Raw genomic sequence first — 23,124 nt, 5'->3', positions numbered from 1 at the left:
CAACTGATTTTTAAATTTGTCATAAAATTCGGCTAAGGGTCTATTTTTTCATCATTTCTTCTCGTCGACCCCGATTCTCCGCGTTCGTAACCTTCCCGTGAAGGTGGGGCATTTCGCCCTCTCGCGGATCGCCTCGCAGTTGACGGCGTATGCGAACAGACGCTACCTCATTGGGGAAATCGAGCCCCGGAATTTCGCCATGACCAGAATTTCGCCGCCGCCGTCCAGGATCTATCTTCTACGCCATGCCGAGGCCCGGCAGGCTACGCCCGGACAGAAGGATTTCGATCGCCCTTTGAGCGATAATGGCTATGCGGCGGCCGAGATCGTCGCGGAGAAAGCGATCGGCAAAGGCTATAAGCCGGACCTCGTCATTTCCTCCACTGCCCTGCGCTGTCGTCAGACGGCCGCGGCCATGCGCCGCGCCGTCATGCCCTCGACGGAATTCCGCTTTGTCGATGCACTCTATAACGGCACACCGGATATCTATCTGTCACTCATCTCGACGCAGACCGACCAGGAGTCCGTCATGCTTGTCGCGCACAATCCGATCATCGAACTGACGCTCGCCGCGCTGATCGGACATGAGGCCTTCGTCGATGCGCTCCCACGTGGTTTTCCGACAGCCGGCCTTGCTGTGATCGATGCGACATCTGCAGGCTGGACCCTGACGGATTTTGTCACCGAGTAGGGACTTCCCGATATGAGCCGCAATCCCTCTCGCGAGTGATTGCAGAGCCATATCCGCTCACCTTTTCGGCGCGAGTTTCGATCCCTATATTCACGGCCACGCTGTCATCCAGGGATCCCGCCTTGCCCCCAAGCCTGACCTCTTTTACCGACGACGCCCTCATCGCCTTTGACAATCTGGCCGATCGTGCCGCCGGTCTCGTCAATCCGACGATCCGTCTGGGTGTTACAGGCCTCTCCCGTTCGGGCAAGACCGTCTTCATCTCCTCGCTGGTGCATAATCTGCTGAATGGCGGCCGTCTGCCACTGTTCGAGCCGGTGCAATCCGGTCGCGTCTCCGCCGTTCGCCTCGAGCCGCAGCCGGATGATGCCGTGCCGCGCTTTCAATACGAGGACCACATCCGTGCCCTGGTCAAAGACCGCATCTGGCCGGATTCCACGCGTGCCATTTCCGAGCTGCGCATCACGCTGGATTATCAAAGCGCCAGCGGCTGGAATCGCCTGTTTTCGCCCGGTCGCCTCTCCATCGATATCGTCGATTATCCCGGCGAATGGTTGCTCGACCTGCCGCTGCTTGCCAAGGATTTCCGTACCTTCAGCGAGGAAACGCTGACTCTGGCGGAGACCGGCATTCGCGCCGAACTGTCACGTCATTGGCTTGCCATGACGGAGGCGACAGACATCGCAGCATCCGCGGATGAAATGAAGGCACGCGACCTCGCTACCGCCTTTGCCGATTATCTCAAAGCCTGCAAATCCGATGAGCGCTCGCTCTCGACATTGCCGCCCGGCCGTTTCCTGCTACCTAGCGATCTCGACGGCTCACCTGCCCTCACTTTCGCGCCGTTGAAGCTGCCGCCCGAAGGCAGCACGCCGAAGGGCTCGCTCTGGGCCATGATGGAGCGCCGCTATGAGGCCTATAAATCCGTCGTCGTCAAACCCTTCTTCCGCGAGCATTTCGCCCGTCTCGACCGGCAGATCGTTCTGGTCGATGCCCTGCAGGCCATCAATCGCGGCCCGGAAGCCGTTCAGGATCTGGAACGAGCGCTGACGGATGTGCTTGCCTGTTTTCGCCCAGGCACCAACTCCCTCCTATCCTCGCTGCTCGGCCGCCGCATCGATCGCGTGCTGGTCGCCGCGACCAAGGCCGACCATCTCCATCATGAAAGCCATGACCGGCTGGAGGCATTAACTCGCCGTCTCGTCGACCGCGCCATAGAGCGCATCGGCATGGCCGGTGCCGGCATCGATGTCATGGCCATCGCTTCGGTACGCGCCACTCGCGAGGCAACCGTGACCCGTAACGACCAGACGCTTCCCGTCATCGTAGGCACGCCGATGGACGGGGAAACCATCGCCGGCGAGACCTTCGACGGCAATCGCAAGACGGCGGTCTTCCCCGGCGATCTGCCGGAAAACCCGCGCTGGCTGTTCGAAGCCCTTGAATCGGATGGGGCGAAGGTCCATCTGCCCGAGGTGAACGTTGTCCGGTTCCGCCCGCCGGAGCTGGAAAAAACCGGGGAAGGCATCAAGCTTTCGGTGCCGCATATCCGCCTCGACCGCGCCATGCAGTTCCTGTTCGGAGACCGTCTCGCATGACGAAATCGACCGAAAACGAGCCGAACGGTAATCGTCGTCCCAGCGCCTTCACGGTGGAACCGGAAACCTCCAGAAAAGAGGTAACTTCGCCAGCGGTTCGCAAGCCGCAGAGCTTCGATACCGACATCGTGCTGACGTCCGACGCGGAAGATCCATTCATCAATCCCGCCCTCGGTGCCGATTCGGATGCAACTGCCATCGCCAAGCCCCGCCGCAAGGGATTCTCCTTCGGCAAGGTGGCGCTCGGTGCGCTTGGCATTCTGGTGTCACTCGCCTTCGGCCTCTGGACCGATCAGCTCATCCGCGACCTGTTCAGCCGGGCGGACTGGCTTGGCTACACCGCCATTGCGGTCGTCGCCATCGGCATTCTTGCCGTCCTTGCCATCGTCATCCGCGAGACCGCAGGAATGATGCGGCTCGCGGCGGTACAGACTATCAAGGCCGAGGCGGAAGCCGCTATCGTCGAGACCCGGCCTGCCCGTGCCAAAGCTCTGGTCAAACGCCTCTGCACCATTCTGGAAGCCAATCCCGATACGGCAAGAGGCCGCGCGACCCTGAGGGCAGCAGAAGACGATATCATCGATGCCCCGCAGCTGATCGACCTTGCAGAGCGCGAGCTCCTCGGCCCCCTCGACCGCCGCGCCCGGGCGCTAATCCTCGGCGCGTCGAAACGCGTGTCGATGGTAACAGCCGTCAGTCCCCGCGCTCTCGTCGATATTCTCTACGTTCTCTATGAAGCGGCCAAACTGGTCCGCGCCATGGCCGAACTCTATGGCGGCAGACCCGGCACGCTCGGCATGATCAGACTGATGCGCGATGTGATCGCTCATCTCGCCGTCACCGGCTCCATCGCTGTCGGCGACAGCATCGTCCAGCAGTTGATCGGCCACGGACTGGCGTCGAAACTGTCAGCGCGTCTTGGAGAGGGCGTCGTCAATGGCATGATGACCGCAAGGATCGGAATAGCTGCCATGGATCTCTGCCGACCGCTCCCCTTCAAGGCACTCAAGCGACCGGGCATTACCGATTTCGCCGGCGACCTCACGCCGAACGTCACCGGCCGCAACCCCGCGTGATGACCTGCAAATTAGGGACTTCAGCACCTTCGGAAACCAAGCATTAACCATTCTCGGGCAAAAGTGGCAACCAGTTTCACGGTTTCGCCTCGCTAGGGAATGTCCATGTTTTCGCGTCGATTTCTTCTTGTAAGCAGCCTTGCCGCCGCAGCCATCTCCACCGGCGCCTGGACGCAATCAGCCGAAGCGGCTCCCCGCGACAAGGCGTTCTTCCAGTCTATCTCGGGCACATGGAGCGGCCCCGGCGAGATCGTTGCCGGCAAGTACAAAGGCACGAAGTTCACCTGCAATCTCACGGGCAAGCCATCCGATGGCGGCAGCGCCGGCGTCAAGCTCGACGGCACCTGCCGCGTCGGCGTCTTCCAGCAGCCGATGTCAGCCGAGATCACGCAGAGCGGCGGCTCCTATAGCGGAAAATTCCTGGATGGTGCGGCCGGCAAGGGCCTCGACGTCACATCCGGCACCGTCAACGACAACACCGTCGTCCTTGGGCTGAACCGTCAGAAGCTCAACGGCGCCATGATCGCCCGCGTTCCGGACAGCAAGTCGATGAATGTCACAATCTCGGTGAAGGTCGGCGACCAGATGGTGCCTGTCATCGGCGTCACGCTGAAGCGCGCCGACGTCGACCAGATGGCGGTTGGATCGATCCAGTAAGCATTGGGCAACAATTCATAAAGAGAAGGCCGGCAATTTTGCCGGCCTTCTCTTTATATGGACATATGGTCCAGTTCAGGCCGCCCGCCACCAGTCGCGGCTTTCGTCCGCGACCTCGATACCTTCGACATCAACATCCTGCAACCAATCCGAGATTGCCCTCCCCTTGACCACGAGATCCGCGGCGAAATCGGCAAGCGGCATCAGCACGAAACCACGCTCGACCATTCGCGGATGCGGAATGGTGAGCAGCGGCTCGGCCTGTTCCAGATCTCCATAGGTCAGCACATCGATATCGATCGTTCGCGGCCCCCAGCGCTCGATCCGCACCCGCTTCATCTGCCGCTCTATGTCGAGGCACACGTCGAGCAGGGCTTCCGGCGTGAGGGTCGTATCGACCGCAGCACAGGAATTGTAGAAGAAGGATTGGTCCGTCTTGCCCCAGGGCGGCGTGCGATAAAGCCGCGATACCGAAACCACCTGACAATCGGCACGCGCATCCAGAGTGCGCAAGGCGAGCGCCATGGCGTGGACCGGGTTGTCCAGATTGCCACCCAAACCGAGCGTCGTCCGCACGGCTACACCTTCAGGCAAAATGCTCAATGCTCACCTGCACATAATCGAGAACGCCCGGAACCGGGGCATTGGGCTTGCGTACCGTGATTTTGGCGCGGCGAATACCCGGAAAACGACGGCATAGTTCCTTCGCCACATCAAGCGCCAGCGCCTCGATCAGATAGCGTCGACGTCCGGTCACGATTTCCTCGATGACGCTGAATGCGATGCCGTAATTGACGGTGTCGTCGATCGAATCACGCTCCAGCGCATCGCCGGCTTCGACATCGAGTTCGGCATCGATGAAGAAGCGCTGGCCAAGGAATTCCTCCTCATCATGGACGCCATGCCGGGCAAAGAAGGCGCAATTCTGCAAAGTAATGGTGTATGTCACGGCGCTCATAGCCTCTCTCCGTTTCGAACAGGCGCGATCGGGTCCGAAAACCGCTCCCTGAATTCGAGCATTATGCTTTAAGTCTCGCGCGTGTCCTGAGAATAGCATCCGCAACCGCTAGCGCGTCCCTGTTGATTGCGACATTGTGTACGCGGAATATCGCAGCCCCCTGCAACCGCAGGATCGCGCTGGTTGCGGCAGTGCCGACATCCCGATCGGCTGCGTCGCGGCCCGTTATGGTGCCGACGAACCGCTTGCGCGAGGTGCCGACCAACAGGGGCAACTCGAAGCGCAGCAGAGCATTGAAACGCGCCATCAGCTCCAGATTTTCCTCGGCATTCTCCTTGGCGAAGCCAAAGCCCGGATCAAGCACGATCGTCTGCCGGTCGACACCGGCCGCAGCGGCAATCTCCAGCGAGCGATTGAGAAAGAAAAGCTGGTCATCGATCACGTCAGGCAGCTTCTGCCGTTCACGCCCGGTATGCATGATACAGAGGCCGGCACCCGTTTGCGCCGCCACGGTGGCAATATCTGGCTCTCGCTGCAGACCGAACACATCGTTGACGATATGCGCGCCGGCGCCGATCGCCAACCGCGCCGTATCGGCGCGATACGTATCGACGGAAATCAGCGCATCGATCCTGCCGCGCAAGGCTTCGATGACGGGCAATACCCGCCCCTGCTCCTCGCTGGCATTAACGGCAGCAGCACCCGGCTTTGTCGATTCGCCGCCGATATCGATGATGGCAGCCCCATCCTCGACGCAGGCCAGCGCATGGGCAACAGCCGCATCGACGGCCTCATAATGCCCGCCGTCGGAAAAGGAATCCGGCGTCACATTGACGATAGCCATGATGACGCTCTGTCCGCCGACATCGATACTGCGGCCATGCGCGACATGCCAAGTTTGGCTCCGAAGCTCCGTCACGAACCGTCCATCCCATTGAAAAGGAAAAAACCTCGCGCTTGATATTGCGCTCACAGTGGCTATGCCGCAAGGTTCGCAGAAGTTCAACATGGTAGCGACACGAATGCCGCTTGCATCCCATAAGTTCAGTCTTTCGTGTGCATTGCTGCTCGCGTTCTGCATACCCAATGTAGCCGGCGCGGAAGTCATCGCCTGCAAATCCATTTCTTATTTCGACATAAAGGGCAGCACTGCCGACGAGCTCGATGCCGCCCTGAACCAGCGCGGACCGCTGGCGATCGGCTCCAGCAGTCACCATCCCGGTGCGACGAGGATCCGCTTCGGCGGCAATGCGACCTACAGCGAAGCAAACGGCCGCTGCTATATTTCCGGCGTCAAGGTTACGGTCGATACGGAAATCATTCTGCCGCGCTGGCGTGACCGGCGGCATGCCAGCAAGCAGCTTTCTATGATCTGGGATACATTGGCCGCCGATATCCGGCGCCATGAGGACCGGCATGTCGAAATCGCCCGTCAACATGCGCGGCAGATGGAAAGGCAGATCCTGTCTCTGCCGTCAGCCAGCAATTGTGATGCGCTTCAGGAAAAGGCGAATGAGGTGACGTCGCGGGAAACCGACCGGCACGATGCCGATCAGGCGCGCTTCGATCGCATCGAAGCGATCAATTTCACGAGCCGGATGCAAAGGCTGCTCTACTATCGCAGCCGCCAAGGCGCCCGGTAGTAGCCTTCCGAAAACTACCTTTCGGCGCAAAAGGCGATCAGCAGCGCCAACTGTGGGAAATCAGTCACTATATCCTGTGAATCGTCTGATCTCGTCGTTCTTTGAACTTTACGAGAATCTGAAATAGGTTTTTCCTATCAATTACAGAGACAAACGCACTGGTTGATTCGAAGAAGACCGGGTGGATGTCGCAAAAGGATCGATTTTAAGTACCTGCGCTGGCGGGTTTCTTCGCTCTTCGGCGCAGTCGGGTTTAATTTTCAAAGCATGCGCTAAGTGTTCTCCTGGCGCGTCCTGAAGCCGCAGGTGTTTCCTCCCTTGCCTGCGGTGATGCGCCCGCCTCGCCTCGCTCGCTGCACCAGCTGAGCGGGGCATCTTTTTTGGAGATTCGACTCTCAGCGGGATTATCGCGACGGATAGGACGGGACGTGCCCGAGGTCCGGTGTCAGGCCTGGCGCTCCGGCACATGGACGACAAGGCCGTCCAGCGTACTCTTCATCTTGATCTGACAGGAGAGCCGCGAGTTCGGACGAACGTCGAAGGCGAAGTCGAGCATATCTTCTTCCATGGCTTCCGGGCCGCCGACCTTTTCGGTCCATTCCTCGTCGACATAGACATGACAGGTGGCACAGGCGCACGCACCGCCGCACTCCGCTTCGATGCCTGGAACGGAGTTGCGTACGGCATTTTCCATCACGGTGGAGCCCTCGTCGACATTGAGGTCAAAGCGCGTGCCGTCGAAGGCGACGATGGTCAATTTGGTCATGTGGGTGAATTCCGATATTTCGTGAATGAAGGGTGATCGGAATTTTACTTCCAACAAATCGATGGGGCAGTCAACATTTGCGCCGCCGAAACGGTTTGTCCCGTCTGGCGGCGCAAGGGTGCACATCATTGATCGTCGAGCGGATCAGCTCAGCGCGAAAGCTTCAAAATGAAGTTTTCAGCCTCGATGACGCTGGTTGTAACCGCTGCCACGTGAGCGGCGTCGCCGACATTGCTTTCGAGTGCTCCGGCCGCATCCGCCACGCGGAAAGCGCCAATGGCGCTGGCAGCGCCCTTCAGCTTGTGCGATGCGGCCTCCATCCGCTTGGGATCGCCGCTGCCGATCTCCTGCAGGCAGGAGCGGGCCTGCCTTGCGAACATCTGCAGCACCTCGACCTCAAGCGCCTTGTCGCCCATAGTCTGCTTGCCGAGGTGGACGAGATCGATCGCCCGCTCCCGCGACGGGGCCGCGCCCCGCGAATTATCAGGAGATTCAAATGCGATGTTCAAAGCTGCCATGTGCCAATGCTCCCGTCATTTATCTATGACTGTTTTATGGACCTGCCGCATAGTTGCGGCCCGGCATGGCCATCCAGTTAAATTTTGGCACATTGAGGGCCGAAAACTCCAGACATGGTTAACGTGCGTTAAACATGCTCAAAATCTTAGGTTTTCATGGCGTTGAACAGGTAAACAGGGTTAATGCCACCTTAACGATCCACTGGCTTTAAGGTGGAATTAATTGTCATGACTGGGGGAATGTGTCACTACGATACTAGTAAATTGGGTAGATGGCACATGCCTTTGCCCCGGAAGTGGATGATGGTAATGTTTTCATAACATCCGTTTGAAAAACCAGTTATCCACTCTGAATGTAATGGGAAATCCAAATTCGATGTTGATCGAAGACGGAAGACCCGCGGGAGGCAGGGGTCGTCTTTTCCGGACGCGGCGGAATTACCGGAAAAGACACGGCAAGCCCGAGTGAGTTGTAACGAGGCGTAACCGCATGGCGAACAAAAAGTACATCGAGTCGGTCGAGGACAAGGCCTTTCAGGCATTGGACGAAGCTCTGCAGATCGATTTCAGTGACGAGAGCTTGGAGTCTCGCAGCGGCACTACGCCCGATGTCCCGGAGCGAAATGTGTCTGAGCCGCCGAAACAGCCGATAAAGCAGACCAGGGATGATGCCGCCCGCAAGAATGGCGGCGCACGCAGCACTGCCGCCCCTGCTATCCCGCCCCGCCCCGCCGAGGCGCCGAAGAACCCGAACCTTGCCGCCGCCAATGACGGCAGCCGGGCGAGTTCCGCAAGCATATTGAGAGCGCTCGACGGAGCCTCGCAGAGCCACGCGGTGCGAAACGCCACGATCTTCTCGCTGTTCTGGATCATCGGCGGCGCCGGCCTCGCCTTCATGCTCTACGGCACGCAGATCCGAAACATCCATTCGATCGCGGATCTCGCAGCCCTTCCAGGCGTCATCGCCTGCATCGTCGGCATCATCGTTCCGGTGCTGCTCTTCTATGCTTTCGGCATGATGATTTCGCGTGCGCACGACATGCGCAATGCAGCCCGCTCCATGGCGGAAGTCGCCCTGCGTCTCGTCGAGCCGGAAACCGTTGCATCCGAGCGCATTATGACGGTCGGCCAAGCCGTACGCCGTGAAGTCTCGGCCATGAACGAAGGCATCGAACGCACCATTGCGCGCGCCACCGAGCTCGAAACCCTCGTCCATACCGAAGTCAATGCGCTGGAGCGCAGCTACGCCGACAACGAATTGCGCGTGCGCAGCCTGGTCCACGAGCTGGGTACCGAGCGCGACGCTATCGTCAATCACGCCGAACGGATCCGCTCGTCGATCTCAGGCGTACACGATCAGATCAAGGAAGACCTCTCGCTGGCGACCGAAGAAATCGCCGTGCGCCTCTCCACTTCGGGGGAAGCCTTCGCATCGATGATCGACACGCGTGCAGCGGCACTCATGGAGAAGTCGGATTCCGCCGTCCAGGCCCTCGGCACCCTGCTTTCCGCCAAGACCGACAGCCTGCTGCAGAACCTCAACGCCTCGGGCCTCGCTCTCAGCCACGAATTCGACACCCGCCTGGAATCGCTGTCGTCGACCCTCGCCGAACGCGGCAACGCGCTGCTGGGCCAATTCGAAACGCGCGCGTCGACACTCGATGCGAACACCGAAAAGCTGAACTCTGCACTGAATGAACGTGCGCGCCAGCTCAACGAGACGCTGGTTGCCCGCACCCGTGAAATCAGCGAGAGCCTCACTGGCGGCGAGCGCTCCATTACCGGCACGCTCGACAATGTTCTGTCGCGCCTCAACACGGCCCTCGACGAAAAGGGCGCGAGCTTCCGTCAAAGCCTACAGTCGACCGCAGATGATGCCATCATGGACATCGATCTGCGCTCCGGCTTCTTCGACGAGCGCTTCCAGTCGACCATCGCGCAGCTTTCGACGGCGTTCGACGAGCGCGTATCGGAATTCACCTCGGCCTTCGACAAGCGCGCCGGCACCCTGGACACCAAGCTCACGGAAAGCCTCGCCCGCATCAATCAATCGCTCGGCAGCAATTCCGATGCGCTGGAAGGCATCCTGACCTCCAGCATCGAGCGCCTGGGTTCGCATCTTACCGATCAGTCCCTCGCACTGGCAACGACGCTAGCAACCGGACAGGAAGTGCTGGAAAGCGCCATCGGTTCCAAGGCGAACGAGATCACGTCGGCACTGCAGAACGCCACGACGGGCATTTCCTCGGCCCTCACCTCGGGCACGAGCGAACTCAACACGACGCTCGCGTCGCATGCCGGCGCCTTCACCTCCGCCGTGCAGGGTGTCACGCGTGACGTCTCCGCCGCCCTGCAAAGTGGCACGGAAGAACTGACCTCGGCCTTCACCGGCCGCGCCAATGACATCAACAATACCCTCTCTGCCCGCACCAGTGAGATCACGCAGGCTTTGAGTTCCGCCCATGAGCGCGTCGATGCCGTGATGGCCGCTCGCAGCAACGCGCTTTTCGGCGCATTGGCAGACAACCAGTCCCGTTTCGAGCAGACGCTTGCCGAGCGTTCGGAAGCGATCACCAATGCCGTTAGCGGTTCCCATGAGCATCTGGCCGCCGCCCTCGACGAACGCACCTCGATGCTGGCCATTTCGCTTGCCGAAAGCCAGTTGCGTCTCGAAAACACGCTGGCGAGCCGCGCCGATGCCATCAACAGCGCCATGGCCGACACCCATAGCAAGCTCGCCGACACGCTCGACGACAAGACGATGGCGCTTGCTATTGCGCTTTCCGAGGGCCAATCCCGCCTGGAAGACACCGTTTCCGGTCATGCGGAACACGTTGCCGGCACGCTGGATACGAAGACCAAGGACCTTGCGCGTGCACTCGCCGAGGGTCAGGCTCGTCTCGAAAGCACGGTCTCGGGTCACGCCGAAAGCGTCACCAATGCCCTCGACGACAGGACGATGGCGCTCGCTATCGCGCTCTCCGAGAGCCAGGCCCGGCTGGAGGAAACCGTTGCCGGTCACGCCGATCGCGTCGCCGACACGTTCGAAGGCAAGACCAGTGCGCTCGCGGCGGCCCTGACCTCCGGCCAATCTCGTCTCGAAGAAACCCTCGCCAACCGCGCCGAGGCGATCATCAAGGCATTTGCAGGCAACCACAATGCTTTGGCCGAGGCGCTGGACGAGAGAACAATGGCACTCGCCATCGCGCTGAGTGAAAGCCAATCCCGTCTGGAAAGCACCATAGCCGGACACACGGAAAGCGTTGCAAGCACTTTGGATGACAAGACGATGGCCTTGGCCGTTGCCCTCTCCGAAAGCCAGGCCCGCCTTGAAAACGCCGTTTCCGGTCATGTGGAAAGCGTAGGCGCCACACTGGACGACAAGACGATGGCACTCGCCATCGCGCTGTCGGAGGCCCAGGCCCGTCTCGAAGACACCGTCTCAGGCCACGCCGAACGCGTTGCCGATACGCTCGAAGGCAAGACGCGGGCGCTCTCCGATGCGCTGACCTCCGGCCAGTCGCGCCTTGAAGCGACGCTTGCCAACCGCGCCGAGGCGATCACCAACGCATTCAGGAGCAACCACGACGCGCTGGCAGACGCACTGGACGACAAGGCGATGGCTCTTGCCATTTCGCTCTCCGACACCCAGTCACGCCTCGAGGATGCGGTATCGAGCCGTCTCGACGCCCTCTCCGAAACGGTTGCCGGCACTCACGACAAGATTGTCAACAGCCTCGACGACCGGACGATGGCCCTGGCTATCGCCCTTTCGGAAGGCCATGCGAAGCTCGAAGACACTCTTTCCAACAGCGCCAAGGCCATTGCCCATACCGTCACCAGCGGTCATGAGGCACTGACCAACACGCTCGATGACAAGAGCATGGCCTTCGCGATCTCGCTCGCCGAAAACCAGAACCGTTTCGAAAGCGCCCTGGAAGACCGTGCCAACGCACTTCTGGACAGCGTCTCCGGCGCAGAGTCCCGCGTCGCCGGCGCCTTTGGCGACAAGGCGGATGCCATTCGTGCCGCCTATAGCGAAAACCAGGATCGCCTGGACCGCTCGCTCGCTGCCCATACGAACGCTCTCTCCGAAATGCTTGGCAGCAACAGCGATCGCGTCGAGACTGTTCTCGGCACCACCACCCGTCAGCTCGAAAACACTCTCGGTGCCGGACTGTCGCAGATGGATCAGAACCTCGCATCGGCCTACGAGCGTATGCGCTCCACGCTGGAAGATCGCAGCAATGCGATCAATCTGGCCCTGCGCGACGCCCATGCGCAGATCGACAATACGCTGATGGAGCAGACGACCGCTATCGGCACCTCGATCGCCACCAGCGCCAGCATGCTGGAAATGTCGCTAGAAGATCGCGAGGCTTCCCTGCGCCAGACCATCGACACGAGCGCAAGGATGTTGGAAGAGCGGCTGAATAGCGGTGCAGGCGATATTGCCGGCCGTATCCAGCAGGCTGCAGGCGACATCGCGCGCTCGGCCGAAACCTTCTCGTCGAACCTCAACCAGTCGATCGACGGTATGACGAACCGCTTTGCCGAGACCGGCTCGCGGGTCGAAGCTAGCCTGTCGGCTCTTGAAAACCGCATCAATGAAGGTGTTACAGGCGTTGCCGCCCAGGTCGACGCTGCCGGCAACCGCCTCTCCGATACGCTGGCGAGCGGCGCCGCGAAGATCGACGACAGCGGCAGCCAGGCATCCGCCCGCATCGAAGAGCGCCTTTCAACCATGGACCGTGCCCTCAATGTCGGCCTCGAAGCCGTCAATCGCACGATCGAAGGCAAGGCCGCCAATCTGGCCACCACGCTGCGCACGGCCGTTGCCGACGCCGCGCAAGGCATGGACACGGAGGCGACGCGCACGGCCGAGCTGCTCGCCAACACCGGCCAGCAATTCGCCGAAAACCTCGGCAACCACAGCGATGCCTTTGCCCGCGCAATGACCGAGCGTTCCAACGATCTCGTCAACCGCGTCTCGGAAACGCAGAACCGGTTGGCAAGCCAGGCTGCCGCCGTCGCCCAGACCTTCTCGGAAGCCGGTAATGCGATCGTCAACAAGGTCGCCGAAGCCGAGGGCCTCGTCAGCAATCAGGTCAATACGATTTCGCAAGCCCTGTCTTCCGCGGAACAGTCGCTGGAAGCCCGCGGCGCAGCTATTCGCAACACGCTTGCCGGCGGCAGCGAGCAGATTGCTGCCTCCATGGCCCAGGTCGAGCGCGCGCTCGACGAGCGCAGCACAGCGATCCGCAGCTCTCTGGAAGAGCGAGCCCGTGAAATCGGCTCGACGCTTGCCGATGTCGACAAGGCGTTGGAAGCCCGTGGCTCCTCCATTCGCACCTCGCTTGACGAGCGCACCCGCGAGCTGAATTCGATGCTTGCCGGACGCTCCACCGAGCTGTCGCGCCTCATCGACGAACAGGCTCGCCCGATCGTTGATCGCTACGCGGCAACGGGCCAAGAAGCGGCAGCCCTCATCTCTGCGGCAGCTCAGGAAAGCACGGAACGCTTGCGCGCTGAAAACGCCGCCCTCATCAACGCGATCTCATCGCGCACCGAGCACGCGGTCAACACGGTCAGCGCACTCGAAAACAACCTGCTTGCAAGCGTCAACGGCATCATTGCCCGGCTGGCGGACAACAACTCGGCGATTGCCGGCCTGCTGTCCAACGCGGCCACCGAATTCGCAAACGTCGACGATCGCCTCACCGCAACCTCGTCGCGCTTCGCCGAATCTGCTGCGAAGGCCGGCGAGATGGTTTCCGCCTCCAGCCGTTTGCTCGAAGGCAAGGTCGACAAGCTGTCGGAGATCACCGGCCAGACCCTGTCGCAGGTCGGCAGCATCGTCGGTCGTTTCGACGATCACTCCAAGGTGCTCACTCAAGCATCCCAGCTCCTCGGCGCTGCCCAGTCGAACCTCGTATCGACGCTGGAAGAGCGCGAAACGGCACTGCAGAACTTGGCCGTCGGCCTCGTTCAGCGCTCGGAGGAGATCGAAAACACCATGCGCGCCCTCGGCTCGATGGTCGAAACGGCTTTCGATCGGGCGGAGCAGCGGTCGAACCAGGTGACCGGCAACCTCCGCCAGAGTGTGCAGTCTTCCTTCGGCGATATCGGTCGCGTTCTCTCCGATGCGGAGAAGCGCGCCGAAGATGCGGCGGAAAACATGCGCACCGCATTGCAGAAAGCTGGCGAGGAAGCGAACCAGGCTGTCGAAAACACATTCGCCAATGCCGAGCGCCGCTCCAGTGATCTCACCAATCGCCTGCGCGGCGGTCTCACGGCCTCGCTGTCAGAGGTCGAGCAAATGCTCGCCGACGCTGGCAAGACGTCCGAGACGGCTGCCCAGCAGCTGCGTGAAACCCTGCGCGTTGCGGTGGATGACGCGATCGGCCGCTTCGCCGGTGCGACGGATGAGATCCGCCGCTCGGCCGGCGATATTCGCCGCGAGCTCGACCTTACCCGCAGCGAACTGAAGCGCGGTGCCTTCGACCTTCCGGAAGAGGCAAAGGAAAGCGCCGCAGCCATGCGTCGCGCCGTTGCCGAACAGATCAAGGCCCTGCAGGATATCTCGCAGATCGTCGGTCGCTCGACGCAGCAACTGGAAATTTCCGAGCCTGCAGTCCGTGCCCTGGCGGATGCGCAGCCCGCTCCACGGCCGCAGCCCGCCGCACCTGCCCCGGCAGCTGCAGCTCCGCGGCAGCAACAACCTGCTCCGCAGCAACCGGTGCAACAGCCTCCGGTCGCCCAGCAGCCCGCACAGCGCCCGGCACCGCAGCCGCAGCCGCCGTCGATCGAGTCCCTCGGCTTGCGTGGGTCGATCCCGGCCGAGCGCCCGGCGGCACAGCCGCAACGTCCGGCGGAAACAGCAGCTCCTGTCCGTCAGGAAGCAGCCGGCGGCGGCTGGATCAGCGATCTGCTGCGTGGCGCGTCGCGCGATGAAAACGCCGGTCTGCAGCCAGCCCGTCAACCGGCACCGAAAGCGCCAGCTGAACAGGCACCTGCTCCTGCCGCACGCAACCCGCGCCATGTCGTGGAATCGCTGAACTCGCTTTCGGTCGATATCGCCCGCGCGATCGATCATGACGCCTCGGTTGATCTATGGCGTCGTTACCAGCGTGGCGAACGCGATGTGTTCACACGACGCCTCTATACGCTCAAGGGTCAGCAGACCTTCGATGAGATCAAGCGCAAATACGACCGCGAACCAGAATTCCGCACCGCAGTCGATCGCTACATCGCCGATTTCGAAAAGCTACTCACCGACGTTGCTCGCACCGATCGCGACAAGACGGTTACGCAATCCTATCTCACATCGGATACCGGCAAGGTCTACACCATGCTGGCTCACGCAGCGGGCCGCCTGAGCTGAGATAGACAAAGAACGAATGAGCGATCCCCGGCAGAGATGTCGGGGATTTCTGTTTCAGGCTACTCCATAGTTTTAGGGCACGAAAAAGGGCGGTTCTCGGCCGCCCTTGCTTTGCTTGGTAGTAGCTCCATCCGAGCTTATCGGGCCTCGTGCACTTTCGAAATCAAACCGCTGGTAATGCCGACGAGAAGGAAGTTGTTCTTCAGGCGAACCCAGTGATAGCCGCGCGGGGGTGCAGACAATTGGTAGGCGCGATAGTCGATTTCCGTTGCACGCCGCCGATCGGAGGCCGACAGGCGGCGTCCCTTGACCCAACCGCCCCTACGAATGACGACCTTCTTCTTCACCATTTCCTTCTGGACGACGGCCTGCTTGCCGGCGGGAGCTGGCTTGACTTGTGCAGTCGCAGCCAGCGGCATTCCGATGATGGACGCCGCAAGAAGAACAGCGAAGATTTTTCTCATTGGTTGTTTCCTCATTTCAGAATCTGCACACGAACTTATCGTGACAGACATGAAACGAGTCTGACAGACGAATTACAATTCCGTAATGGACGCGATCGATTCGGCCAGGCGCCTGCTCCGCTGGACGTCTTATAGCTCATCATAGTTGAACCAGTCGAAATCCGCCGTCTTTGCCCGGCCGGACGTGTCGAAGGCAAACATGCCGACAAAGGCACCGGTGAAGGAGCCATGCTCGCCGCGCCCTCCCTCATCCGAGATGACACCGGCGTCGAGCACAGGCCCGATCGCCTGCCATGCGCCCCTGCCCTCTGCCTGCCAGTAGAATTGCAGGTCGTTGTCCCGCACCTCCATGGCAAGCTGGATCCTTCCATCGGGCACGGTAACCCCGCCTTCGATCGGAAAACTCAGACGGCCGTTCGGATAGTCGCCCGGGCAGGTCATGATGGTGACGCAGCGGCCGAGCTTCTCATGCAAGGTCACGGCGATGGCATGCAGTTTGAAGCGATTGTAGTAATGGGTAAGGCCGGCAACCTGCTGGTAGGTGTCGGGCTCGAAATCGACGACGGTTTCGGCCCGGAAGCTGTGATGCTCCTGCCGGCGGGCGACAAGCGCTTGCTCGAACCAGGAACCGATGCTCTCGCGGGCGATAAGCCGCAAATGGCCAGGACGTTCCGTTACGCTGAAGATGCGTTCCGGCTGCGGCGTGCGCAGCCACTGAAAATCCCTTGGCAACTCGCGCTCATCGAAATTATAGCCGCTGCGGCGTGGCTTTTCGATGCGCTGGGCACCGTTCAGACCAGCGACCTCGACATCGGGAATGCTGGTGCCGTTCTCGAGATAGAGCCAGCCATCCCCTTTCCAGACGCATTTCTGCAGGGCCGTCTCCCGACCGAGCGTACAGCGGCGATGCGGGGGCAGAGGCCGCCCGCAAAGATGCGTATGATAGAACTGTCCGTCATGCGTCTCGACATATTGTCCGTGGCCGGCGCGCTGCAATGCCGCTTCCGGATGGTCCTTCGACGTAATCAGATATTTGTTCGGATGCAGTTCGTACGGCCCGGCAATGTCGCGGGAGCGCGCCGTGGTCACGGCATGATCGTAACCAGTGCCGCCTTCCGCCGTGGTCAGATAATACCAGCCGTTGCGCTTGAAGAGATGCGGCCCTTCGACCAGTCCCAGCTCCGTACCGGCAAAGATGTTCCTGATCGGCCCTTTCAAGGATTTGGACGCCGGATCCCATTCCTGCAGCAGGATGCCGTCGAAGGCCGGCGTTTTCGGCGAGCCGCCGTAGCTCTCGGTGCGGTGATTCCATTGCATGTTGACGAACCACTTGCGGCCGTCGTCGTCGTGGAACAGGGATGGATCGAAACCGGAGGAGTTCACATAAACCGGCTCGGACCATTCGCCTTCAATGGTCGGCGAAGTCACGATGTAATTATGCGCGTCCTTAAAGTTGCCGTCATAGCGCTTGACGTCGGTGTAGACGAGCCAGAACAGACCATCCGCGTAGGAGAGGCAAGGCGCCCAGATGCCGCAACTATCGGGTTCGCCGCGCATGTCGAGCTGCGATGCACGCTCCAGCGGCCGTCGAACCAGGGTCCAGTTCACCAGATCGCGCGAATGATGGATCTGCACGCCCGGATACCACTCGAATGTCGAAGTGGCGATATAGTAGTCCTCGCCGACACGGCAGATGGACGGGTCGGGGTTGAAACCCGGCAGGATCGGATTGCGGATCATGAACTCTCTCCTCCGGAGACCACGGCAAGCGGCAATAAGGTAAAACGCCCGGAAACCAGTTCCGGGCGTTTTAGGATGATCAATCGCGTTCGGCCGACTTGGCCCAGAGATTGATGTCGGCCTCCTTGGCATAGACATCGATCTGCTTCAGCTCCTCGGCGGTGAAGTCGAGATTATCGAGCGCCTTGACGCAATCGACGATCTGCGACGAACGGCTCGCGCCGATCAGCGCAGAGGTGACGCGGCCGCCGCGCAGAACCCAGGCGATCGCCATCTGCGCCAGCGTCTGGCCGCGCTTCTCGGCGATCTCGTCGAGCTTTCTTATATTGTCGATGATAGATGGACGGATGAAGTCGCGCTTCAGGAAGTGGTTCTGCGCCGCGCGGCTGTCGTCCGGAATACCGCCGAGATACTTGGTCGAGAGCATGCCCTGCGCCAACGGCGAGAAGACGATAGAGCCGATACCGAGTTCTTCGAGCGTATCCACCAGACCGTCTTCCTCGACCCAGCGGTTGAGCATGGAGTAGCTCGGCTGATGGATCAGGCATGGCGTGCCGAGGTCCTTCAGGATGGCGGCAGCCTCACGCGTGCGCTGCGAGTTGTAGGAGGAAATACCGACATAGAGCGCCCTGCCCGAACGGACGATATGGTCGAGCGCGCCGCAGGTCTCCTCCAGCGGCGTATCCGGATCGAAGCGGTGCGAATAGAAGATATCGACATAGTCGAGGCCCATGCGCTTCAGGCTCTGGTCGCAGGAGGCGATCAGATACTTGCGGCTGCCCCACTCGCCATAGGGACCCGGCCACATGTCGTAGCCGGCCTTGGAGGAGATGATGAGCTCGTCGCGCAGCCCTGCGAAATCGGTACGCAGGATCTCACCGAACGCGGTCTCGGCGCTGCCGGGAGGCGGTCCGTAATTATTGGCAAGGTCGAAATGGGTGATGCCGAGGTCGAAGGCCGTGCGGCACATATCGACCTTACGGTCATGCGGCGTGTCGCCGCCGAAATTATGCCAGAGCCCCAGCGAAACCGCCGGCAGTTTGAGACCGGAACGGCCGGTCCTGTTGTATTTCATTTTTGAATAACGATCGGATGCCGGTTGCCAGGCCATGATGGAATTCCTTCGAGATGAAAAGCGCGCGGGTTGGTCACCCGCGCGCAAACTAGCTCTTCCCGCGCTTACTTCAAGAGCGCTTGTGCCTCTTCGATGCCGAGGGCCGCTGGCTGCGTGCAGGTCGTACTGAGATCGATGAAGCGGCCCTCCTCGCCAGACTTCAGGATCGAGGTCATGACGTCGACGCCGTGCAAAGTGCGGTCGAGCGAGCAACGCGCATCCCGGCCGTCGATCAGCGATGCCGCCATGTCAGCAAGCCCGGCCGTGCGATAATTGGCGCGCGAACCGCTCGGGCTTTCCTGATTGACGATGCCGAACGGATGCGCCCAGTTTTCCAACGGTTTGATGTCCTTGTCGCGGCCACTTGCCTCGACAGTGCCGCCGAAGAAGTTCGGATCGGGCACGTAGAGCGAGCCTTCGGTGCCGTAGAGCTCCATATTGGCATGGCGGTGTGACCAGACATCCCAGCTTGCCGTCAGCGTGATCCGCGCGCCGCTGACGAATTCGAGCAGCGCCTGGATGGTCGTTGGCGTCTTCACCGGGATGATCTCGCCGTTGCGCGGCTGGCTGGTGATGGTGCGGGTCGGCGATGCCATCGAGGTCATCGCACCGACACGCTTCACGGGACCGATCAGGTTGATCAAGTTGGCAATATAGTAAGGGCCGAGATCGAGGATCGGCCCGCCGCCGGGCAGGAAGAAGAAGTCCGGATTCGGATGCCACATTTCCATACCCGGGCTCATCACATGGCAAGAGCCCGAAGTGACACGCCCGATACCGCCGTCATCGATGAATTTGCGGGCGAGCTGATGGGCACCGCCGAGGAAGGTGTCCGGAGCGCAGCCGACCGCCAGCCCCTTTTCCTTGGCGATGCGGCGCAGCTCTTCGCCCTGCTCCAGCGTCAGCACCAGAGGCTTTTCGGAGTAGACGTGCTTGCCGGCTTCAAGGATGCGCTTGGAAACCGGGAAATGCGCATCCGGTATGGTCAGGTTGACGATAACGTCGAGCTCGTCATTGGCGACCAGTTCGTCGATGGTCTGGGCCTTGACCTTGTATTCCTCGGCGCGCGCCCGCGCCGCATCCATGTTGATATCAGCGCAAGCCAGGACCTTCAGGCCCTTGAAGAGCGGGGCAAGCGAGAAATAGGTGGTCGAGATATTGCCGCATCCGATGATGCCGACGCCAAGTTCCTTAGCCATGTGGAAGTGCCTCAAAAGCTCTTGAAGGATGCGATGGAGCGCGTGATCAGGCGATCGACATCGCTCGGATTGTCATGTTCGACGACGAAGTGCTTGGCCTTGGTGTCGGCGAGCGCCTTGAGCAGCTTTGCCCAGGGAACCGTGCCGTGACCGACATCGGCCCAGCCATCTTCATTCTTGTTCTCGCCGGCCGGCGCGATGTCCTTGACATGAACGGCCGTGATGCGCGGACCGAGCTTTTCGATCCAGGCAAAGGGATCGCCGCCGCCGCGGATGACCCAGGCAATATCGGCTTCCCAGGAAATATCCGGAGCACCTTCGAAGATCTGCTCGATGGGCAGCGAGCCGTCGGCCTGCTTGACGAATTCGAAATCGTGGTTGTGCCAGCCGAATTCGAAGCCCGCATCCTTATAGGGCTTGCTCATTTCATGCAGGCGCTTGCCGAATGCGAACCAGCCGGCGGCATCCTTCGGGCGCTGATCGGCGCCGATATGGGGCGCATAGATCGAATCCATGCCCAAGGTCTTGGCGATGGTGAGCGACTTCTGCACTTCGCCATCGAGAAAATCCGGGCTGAAATGGCCGCTTGCCATCCGCAGGCCGTTCTTATCGAGTTCGGCGCGCAGATTCTTAAGGCCGGTCTCGTCCAGATCGGCATAGATGCCGCCAAAGCCTTCGACTTCGGCGTAACCAGCCTGGCCGAGCTTTACGAAAATCTCCGAATAGGGCTGGAAATTGCGGGCGCTATAAAGCTGAAATCCAAGTTTCGTCATCAATAGTCCTCCAATGGCCCTCGGGCCGTCTATCTTGGGGCTTGGGGCCCCGAAAGCGCCGCCACTGCGACGCGATGGCTCAATCCACCGACTGGCTGGATTGCAAATCGTAGATGCGGAATTCGGGCACGCCGCTTGCGAGCGGCTTGGTGGGCGTGAACACGACGCGGCGGCTTTCGCCGGCAGCAAGATCGAAGGCGTTGTCGGAATAACGTCCTTCCGCCTCGCTCTCGATCATCACGAATAGCGCAAGTCTCTTTGCGGTGACAGTGAGTTCCACCGTTCCGCTTTCCTCCTTCTCCTCCCGCAGCACCGTCAGGCCGGCGGGCTGAAGCTCGAGCGCCTTATAGGTCCCATGGACATAATGCCCTTCGCCGCCCATGCCGTTCGATGCGGTGAAGCGCCACGCCAGCAGGCAATCCGCCGGTATCTGATCCGCGTCGATCGATAATGCCGTCACGGCCGCATCCGGCGTGCACACGGCATGCGCCGTGCTCAGCGGCACGCGCTCGCCATCGAGCTTCAGCAGCGATACCGAAATATCGACCATCACATCGGCATTGGTATCGTTGACCAGGGAGAAGCGGATTGTCTTATTGTCTTCCGAGGGAATTGCCGCGACGGATACGGGCTGGAAGAAGCGCCGCACGAGATAGTGCATCACCTTCCACCGGCCGCCGTAATCCAGGCTCGACCACGAAGCTACCGGCCAGGTGTCGTTGAGCTGCCAGTAGATCGTACCCATGCAATGCGGCTTCAGCGACCGCCAATATTCCACCGCCGTCTTGATGGCGAGGCCCTGCTGGACCTGGCTCAGATAGACGAAATTCGGGAAATCCTTCGGGAAGCGAAAATAGCGGAACATCGTGCCGGCGATGCGCTCGTTGCCGCCGGCATTCTTCTGGTGCAGCTCCATGACCGGAGAGGCGATATTCATATCCTTCGCCTCGGCATAGGTCTTGATGACGGGTAGCGAGGTATAGGACTGGAAACCAAACTCCGAGCAGAAGCGCGGCCGCACGGAACGATAATTGTCGAAGGACTTGTTCTCGTGCCAGACAGACCAATAATGCATGTCACCGGAGCCATCGGCATGCCAGGCATCCCCGAAATTGAGATAGCCCGAAGCCGGGCTCGATGGCCACCAGATCGCATCCGGCAGCGCCTTCTTCATCGCCGTCTCGATCGTCCTGTTCAAGCGATCGTAGGAGACGAGATATCGATCCCGATCTTTGCGGGATTCCTCGAACCAGGTGAGAGCGCCCACCAGCTCATTGTCGCCGCACCAGAGAACGATGGAGGGATGCGTCGCAAGTCGGCGAACCTGATAGCCAACCTCCTCCTCGACATTCTCGAGGAAATCACCCGTCGACGGATAGAGATTGCAGGCGAACATAAAATCCTGCCACACCATCAGGCCCAGGCGGTCACAGGTGTCGTAGAGCCAGTCATGCTCGTAGAAGCCGCCGCCCCAGACGCGGATTGCATTCATATTGGCATCGACGGCCGATTGCAGCAGATCCTCGGTCGCCGCCGGGTTGGAGCGTGAAAACAGCGCGTCGGCGGGAATCCAGTTCGCGCCACGGGCAAAGATTTCGCGGCCATTGACCTTCAAGGCGAAGCGGCTGCCCGCTTCATCCTCGGTGGTGATCAGCTCCACCGTGCGCAGGCCGATCTGTCGGGTGACGGTTTCGAAATTGGTTTCCACCGAAAGCGTATAGAGCGCCTGTTCGCCATTGCCGGCAGGCCACCAGAGCCTGGGCTTGTCGATGTGGAAGAAGTGGGTGATTGAGGTCTCGCCGGCATTGACGCCGACATCGAGGCGCACACGCTCGTCGTCAAGCGAGAAACAGAGGCGCGTAATCCCCGTTCCCTTGGCAAATAGCGCTACCGTCACCTTGAGGTCGACCGAGCCGTCGTCATTGTGAATCTGTTGCGTGATGACATTCTCGATACGGGCGATCTCGAGCTTCTTCAGCGCGATGGTGCCGTAGAGACCGAGGGGCGCGATCGCGATGTTCCAGTCCCAGCCGAAATGGCATTGCGGCTTGCGCAACATGTTGCCGTTCGGGATCGGGGAATTACCGGTGCTGTAGGGAATGTAGAAAGGCTGTTTCGCCTGTAGGGCAGCGCCGGCCGAAATGCTCGAATGCAGGACGATGCGAATGGTATTTTCGCCCGTCTTCAGCGCCTTCGAGACATCAGGGCGATAGCGCTGGAAGCAGTTGTTGGCCTCCAGCACGAGCGCATCGTTGACATAGACGCTGGCGACGGTGTCAAGATAGTCGATATCGAGATACCAGTCGCCGCCGATATCATCGAGCGTGAAGCTGCGCGTCAGCTCCCAATCCTGCTGGGCAACCCATTGCACGACTTCTTCGTTGCGCGCGAAATAGGGATCGGGAATAAGCCCTTCCGCATACAGCGCGGAGTGGATATCACCGGGTAGAGACATGGAGAGAGAATGATCGCTGTCGGGAGAGGTCAGCCTCCACGAACCGACGAGATCGATGGCGAGATTATCATTGATCGAAGACGACATC

The 23,124-nt window shown here is 60.6% G+C and carries 17 protein-coding genes; 6 read left to right on the top strand and 11 right to left on the bottom strand.

All coding sequences use genetic code 11. The features are described from left to right. The first annotated feature begins 199 nt into the window (after positions 1-199). From PH558_RS05690 to PH558_RS05675, 4 genes are all read left to right on the top strand, one after another. Positions 200-691: a SixA phosphatase family protein gene (locus PH558_RS05690; RefSeq protein WP_285202636.1), complete on the top strand. Its 492-nt coding sequence runs from the start codon at positions 200-202 to the stop codon at positions 689-691. Positions 692-813: 122 nt separating this feature from the next. Next, a complete protein-coding gene (locus PH558_RS05685) occupies positions 814-2,289 on the top strand; it encodes a YcjX family GTP-binding protein (protein ID WP_285202635.1) in 1,476 nt (491 codons plus the stop codon). Then, positions 2,286-3,365 carry a YcjF family protein gene (locus tag PH558_RS05680; protein WP_285202633.1) on the top strand — a complete coding sequence of 360 codons (1,080 nt, stop codon included), beginning with the start codon at positions 2,286-2,288 and terminating at the stop codon, positions 3,363-3,365. Before PH558_RS05685 ends, PH558_RS05680 begins: the two co-directional genes overlap by 4 nt. A gap of 105 nt (positions 3,366-3,470) precedes the next feature. Then, a complete protein-coding gene (locus PH558_RS05675) occupies positions 3,471-4,022 on the top strand; it encodes a hypothetical protein (protein ID WP_285202629.1) in 552 nt (183 codons plus the stop codon). A 75-nt stretch (positions 4,023-4,097) separates the two neighbouring features. Here PH558_RS05675 and folK read toward each other — a convergent pair whose 3' ends face one another. The 3 genes from folK to folP form a co-directional block, all read right to left on the bottom strand. Further along, complete coding sequence (gene folK, locus PH558_RS05670) at positions 4,098-4,625, bottom strand: 2-amino-4-hydroxy-6-hydroxymethyldihydropteridine diphosphokinase (protein ID WP_483314124.1); 528 nt, start codon at positions 4,623-4,625, stop codon at positions 4,098-4,100. Beyond that, positions 4,609-4,980 (bottom strand): dihydroneopterin aldolase, encoded by a 372-nt coding sequence (folB, locus tag PH558_RS05665; protein ID WP_095435037.1) that lies wholly within the window; start codon positions 4,978-4,980, stop codon positions 4,609-4,611. The genes folK and folB overlap by 17 nt, the downstream gene beginning before the upstream one ends. 61 nt (positions 4,981-5,041) lie before the next feature. Then, on the bottom strand, positions 5,042-5,899 hold the full coding sequence (folP, locus tag PH558_RS05660) for a dihydropteroate synthase (protein WP_483314123.1): 858 nt from the start codon (positions 5,897-5,899) through the stop codon (positions 5,042-5,044). A gap of 103 nt (positions 5,900-6,002) precedes the next feature. Between folP and PH558_RS05655 the strand changes: the two genes are divergently transcribed. Beyond that, positions 6,003-6,623, top strand: coding sequence for a DUF922 domain-containing Zn-dependent protease (locus tag PH558_RS05655; protein ID WP_285202743.1), 621 nt, complete (start codon positions 6,003-6,005; stop codon positions 6,621-6,623). 445 nt (positions 6,624-7,068) lie between these two features. Here the strand turns inward: PH558_RS05655 and PH558_RS05650 are convergent, their stop codons facing one another. Next, positions 7,069-7,389 carry a 2Fe-2S iron-sulfur cluster-binding protein gene (locus PH558_RS05650; protein WP_095435039.1) on the bottom strand — a complete coding sequence of 107 codons (321 nt, stop codon included), beginning with the start codon at positions 7,387-7,389 and terminating at the stop codon, positions 7,069-7,071. Between the two features lie 149 nt (positions 7,390-7,538). Further along, positions 7,539-7,907, bottom strand: a complete 369-nt coding sequence (locus PH558_RS05645; RefSeq protein WP_095435040.1) for an Hpt domain-containing protein — start codon at positions 7,905-7,907, stop codon at positions 7,539-7,541. Positions 7,908-8,397: 490 nt separating this feature from the next. Here PH558_RS05645 and PH558_RS05640 point away from each other — a divergent pair, with 490 nt between their 5' ends. Beyond that, entirely contained in the window at positions 8,398-15,291 is a 6,894-nt protein-coding gene (locus tag PH558_RS05640; RefSeq protein ID WP_285202626.1) for an apolipoprotein A-IV repeat region-like domain-containing protein, read from the top strand. Between the two features lie 137 nt (positions 15,292-15,428). Here the strand turns inward: PH558_RS05640 and PH558_RS05635 are convergent, their stop codons facing one another. The 6 genes from PH558_RS05635 to PH558_RS05610 all read right to left on the bottom strand — a co-directional run bounded on the left by PH558_RS05635 (position 15,429) and on the right by PH558_RS05610 (position 23,123). Continuing rightward, positions 15,429-15,755 carry an RcnB family protein gene (locus PH558_RS05635; protein WP_285202625.1) on the bottom strand — a complete coding sequence of 109 codons (327 nt, stop codon included), beginning with the start codon at positions 15,753-15,755 and terminating at the stop codon, positions 15,429-15,431. 129 nt (positions 15,756-15,884) lie between these two features. Continuing rightward, on the bottom strand, positions 15,885-17,495 hold the full coding sequence (locus tag PH558_RS05630) for a glycoside hydrolase family 43 protein (protein WP_285202623.1): 1,611 nt from the start codon (positions 17,493-17,495) through the stop codon (positions 15,885-15,887). A gap of 79 nt (positions 17,496-17,574) precedes the next feature. Continuing rightward, the gene (mgrA, locus tag PH558_RS05625; protein ID WP_285202620.1) at positions 17,575-18,606 is read right to left on the bottom strand and encodes an L-glyceraldehyde 3-phosphate reductase; all 1,032 of its coding nucleotides are present in this window, start codon (positions 18,604-18,606) and stop codon (positions 17,575-17,577) included. 68 nt (positions 18,607-18,674) lie between these two features. After that, positions 18,675-19,808 (bottom strand): Gfo/Idh/MocA family protein, encoded by a 1,134-nt coding sequence (locus PH558_RS05620; RefSeq protein ID WP_285202618.1) that lies wholly within the window; start codon positions 19,806-19,808, stop codon positions 18,675-18,677. An 11-nt stretch (positions 19,809-19,819) separates the two neighbouring features. Then, positions 19,820-20,581, bottom strand: coding sequence for a sugar phosphate isomerase/epimerase family protein (locus tag PH558_RS05615; protein ID WP_285202617.1), 762 nt, complete (start codon positions 20,579-20,581; stop codon positions 19,820-19,822). 79 nt (positions 20,582-20,660) lie between these two features. Continuing rightward, a complete protein-coding gene (locus tag PH558_RS05610; RefSeq protein WP_285202616.1) occupies positions 20,661-23,123 on the bottom strand; it encodes a beta-mannosidase in 2,463 nt (820 codons plus the stop codon). Position 23,124 lies beyond the last annotated feature (1 nt).

Source organism: Rhizobium pantanalense (genome assembly GCF_030182525.1).
Lineage (GTDB): Bacteria > Pseudomonadota > Alphaproteobacteria > Rhizobiales > Rhizobiaceae > Rhizobium.
Note: the sequence above shows the minus strand (reverse complement) of the source record. Positions and strands in the feature narration are given on the sequence as shown.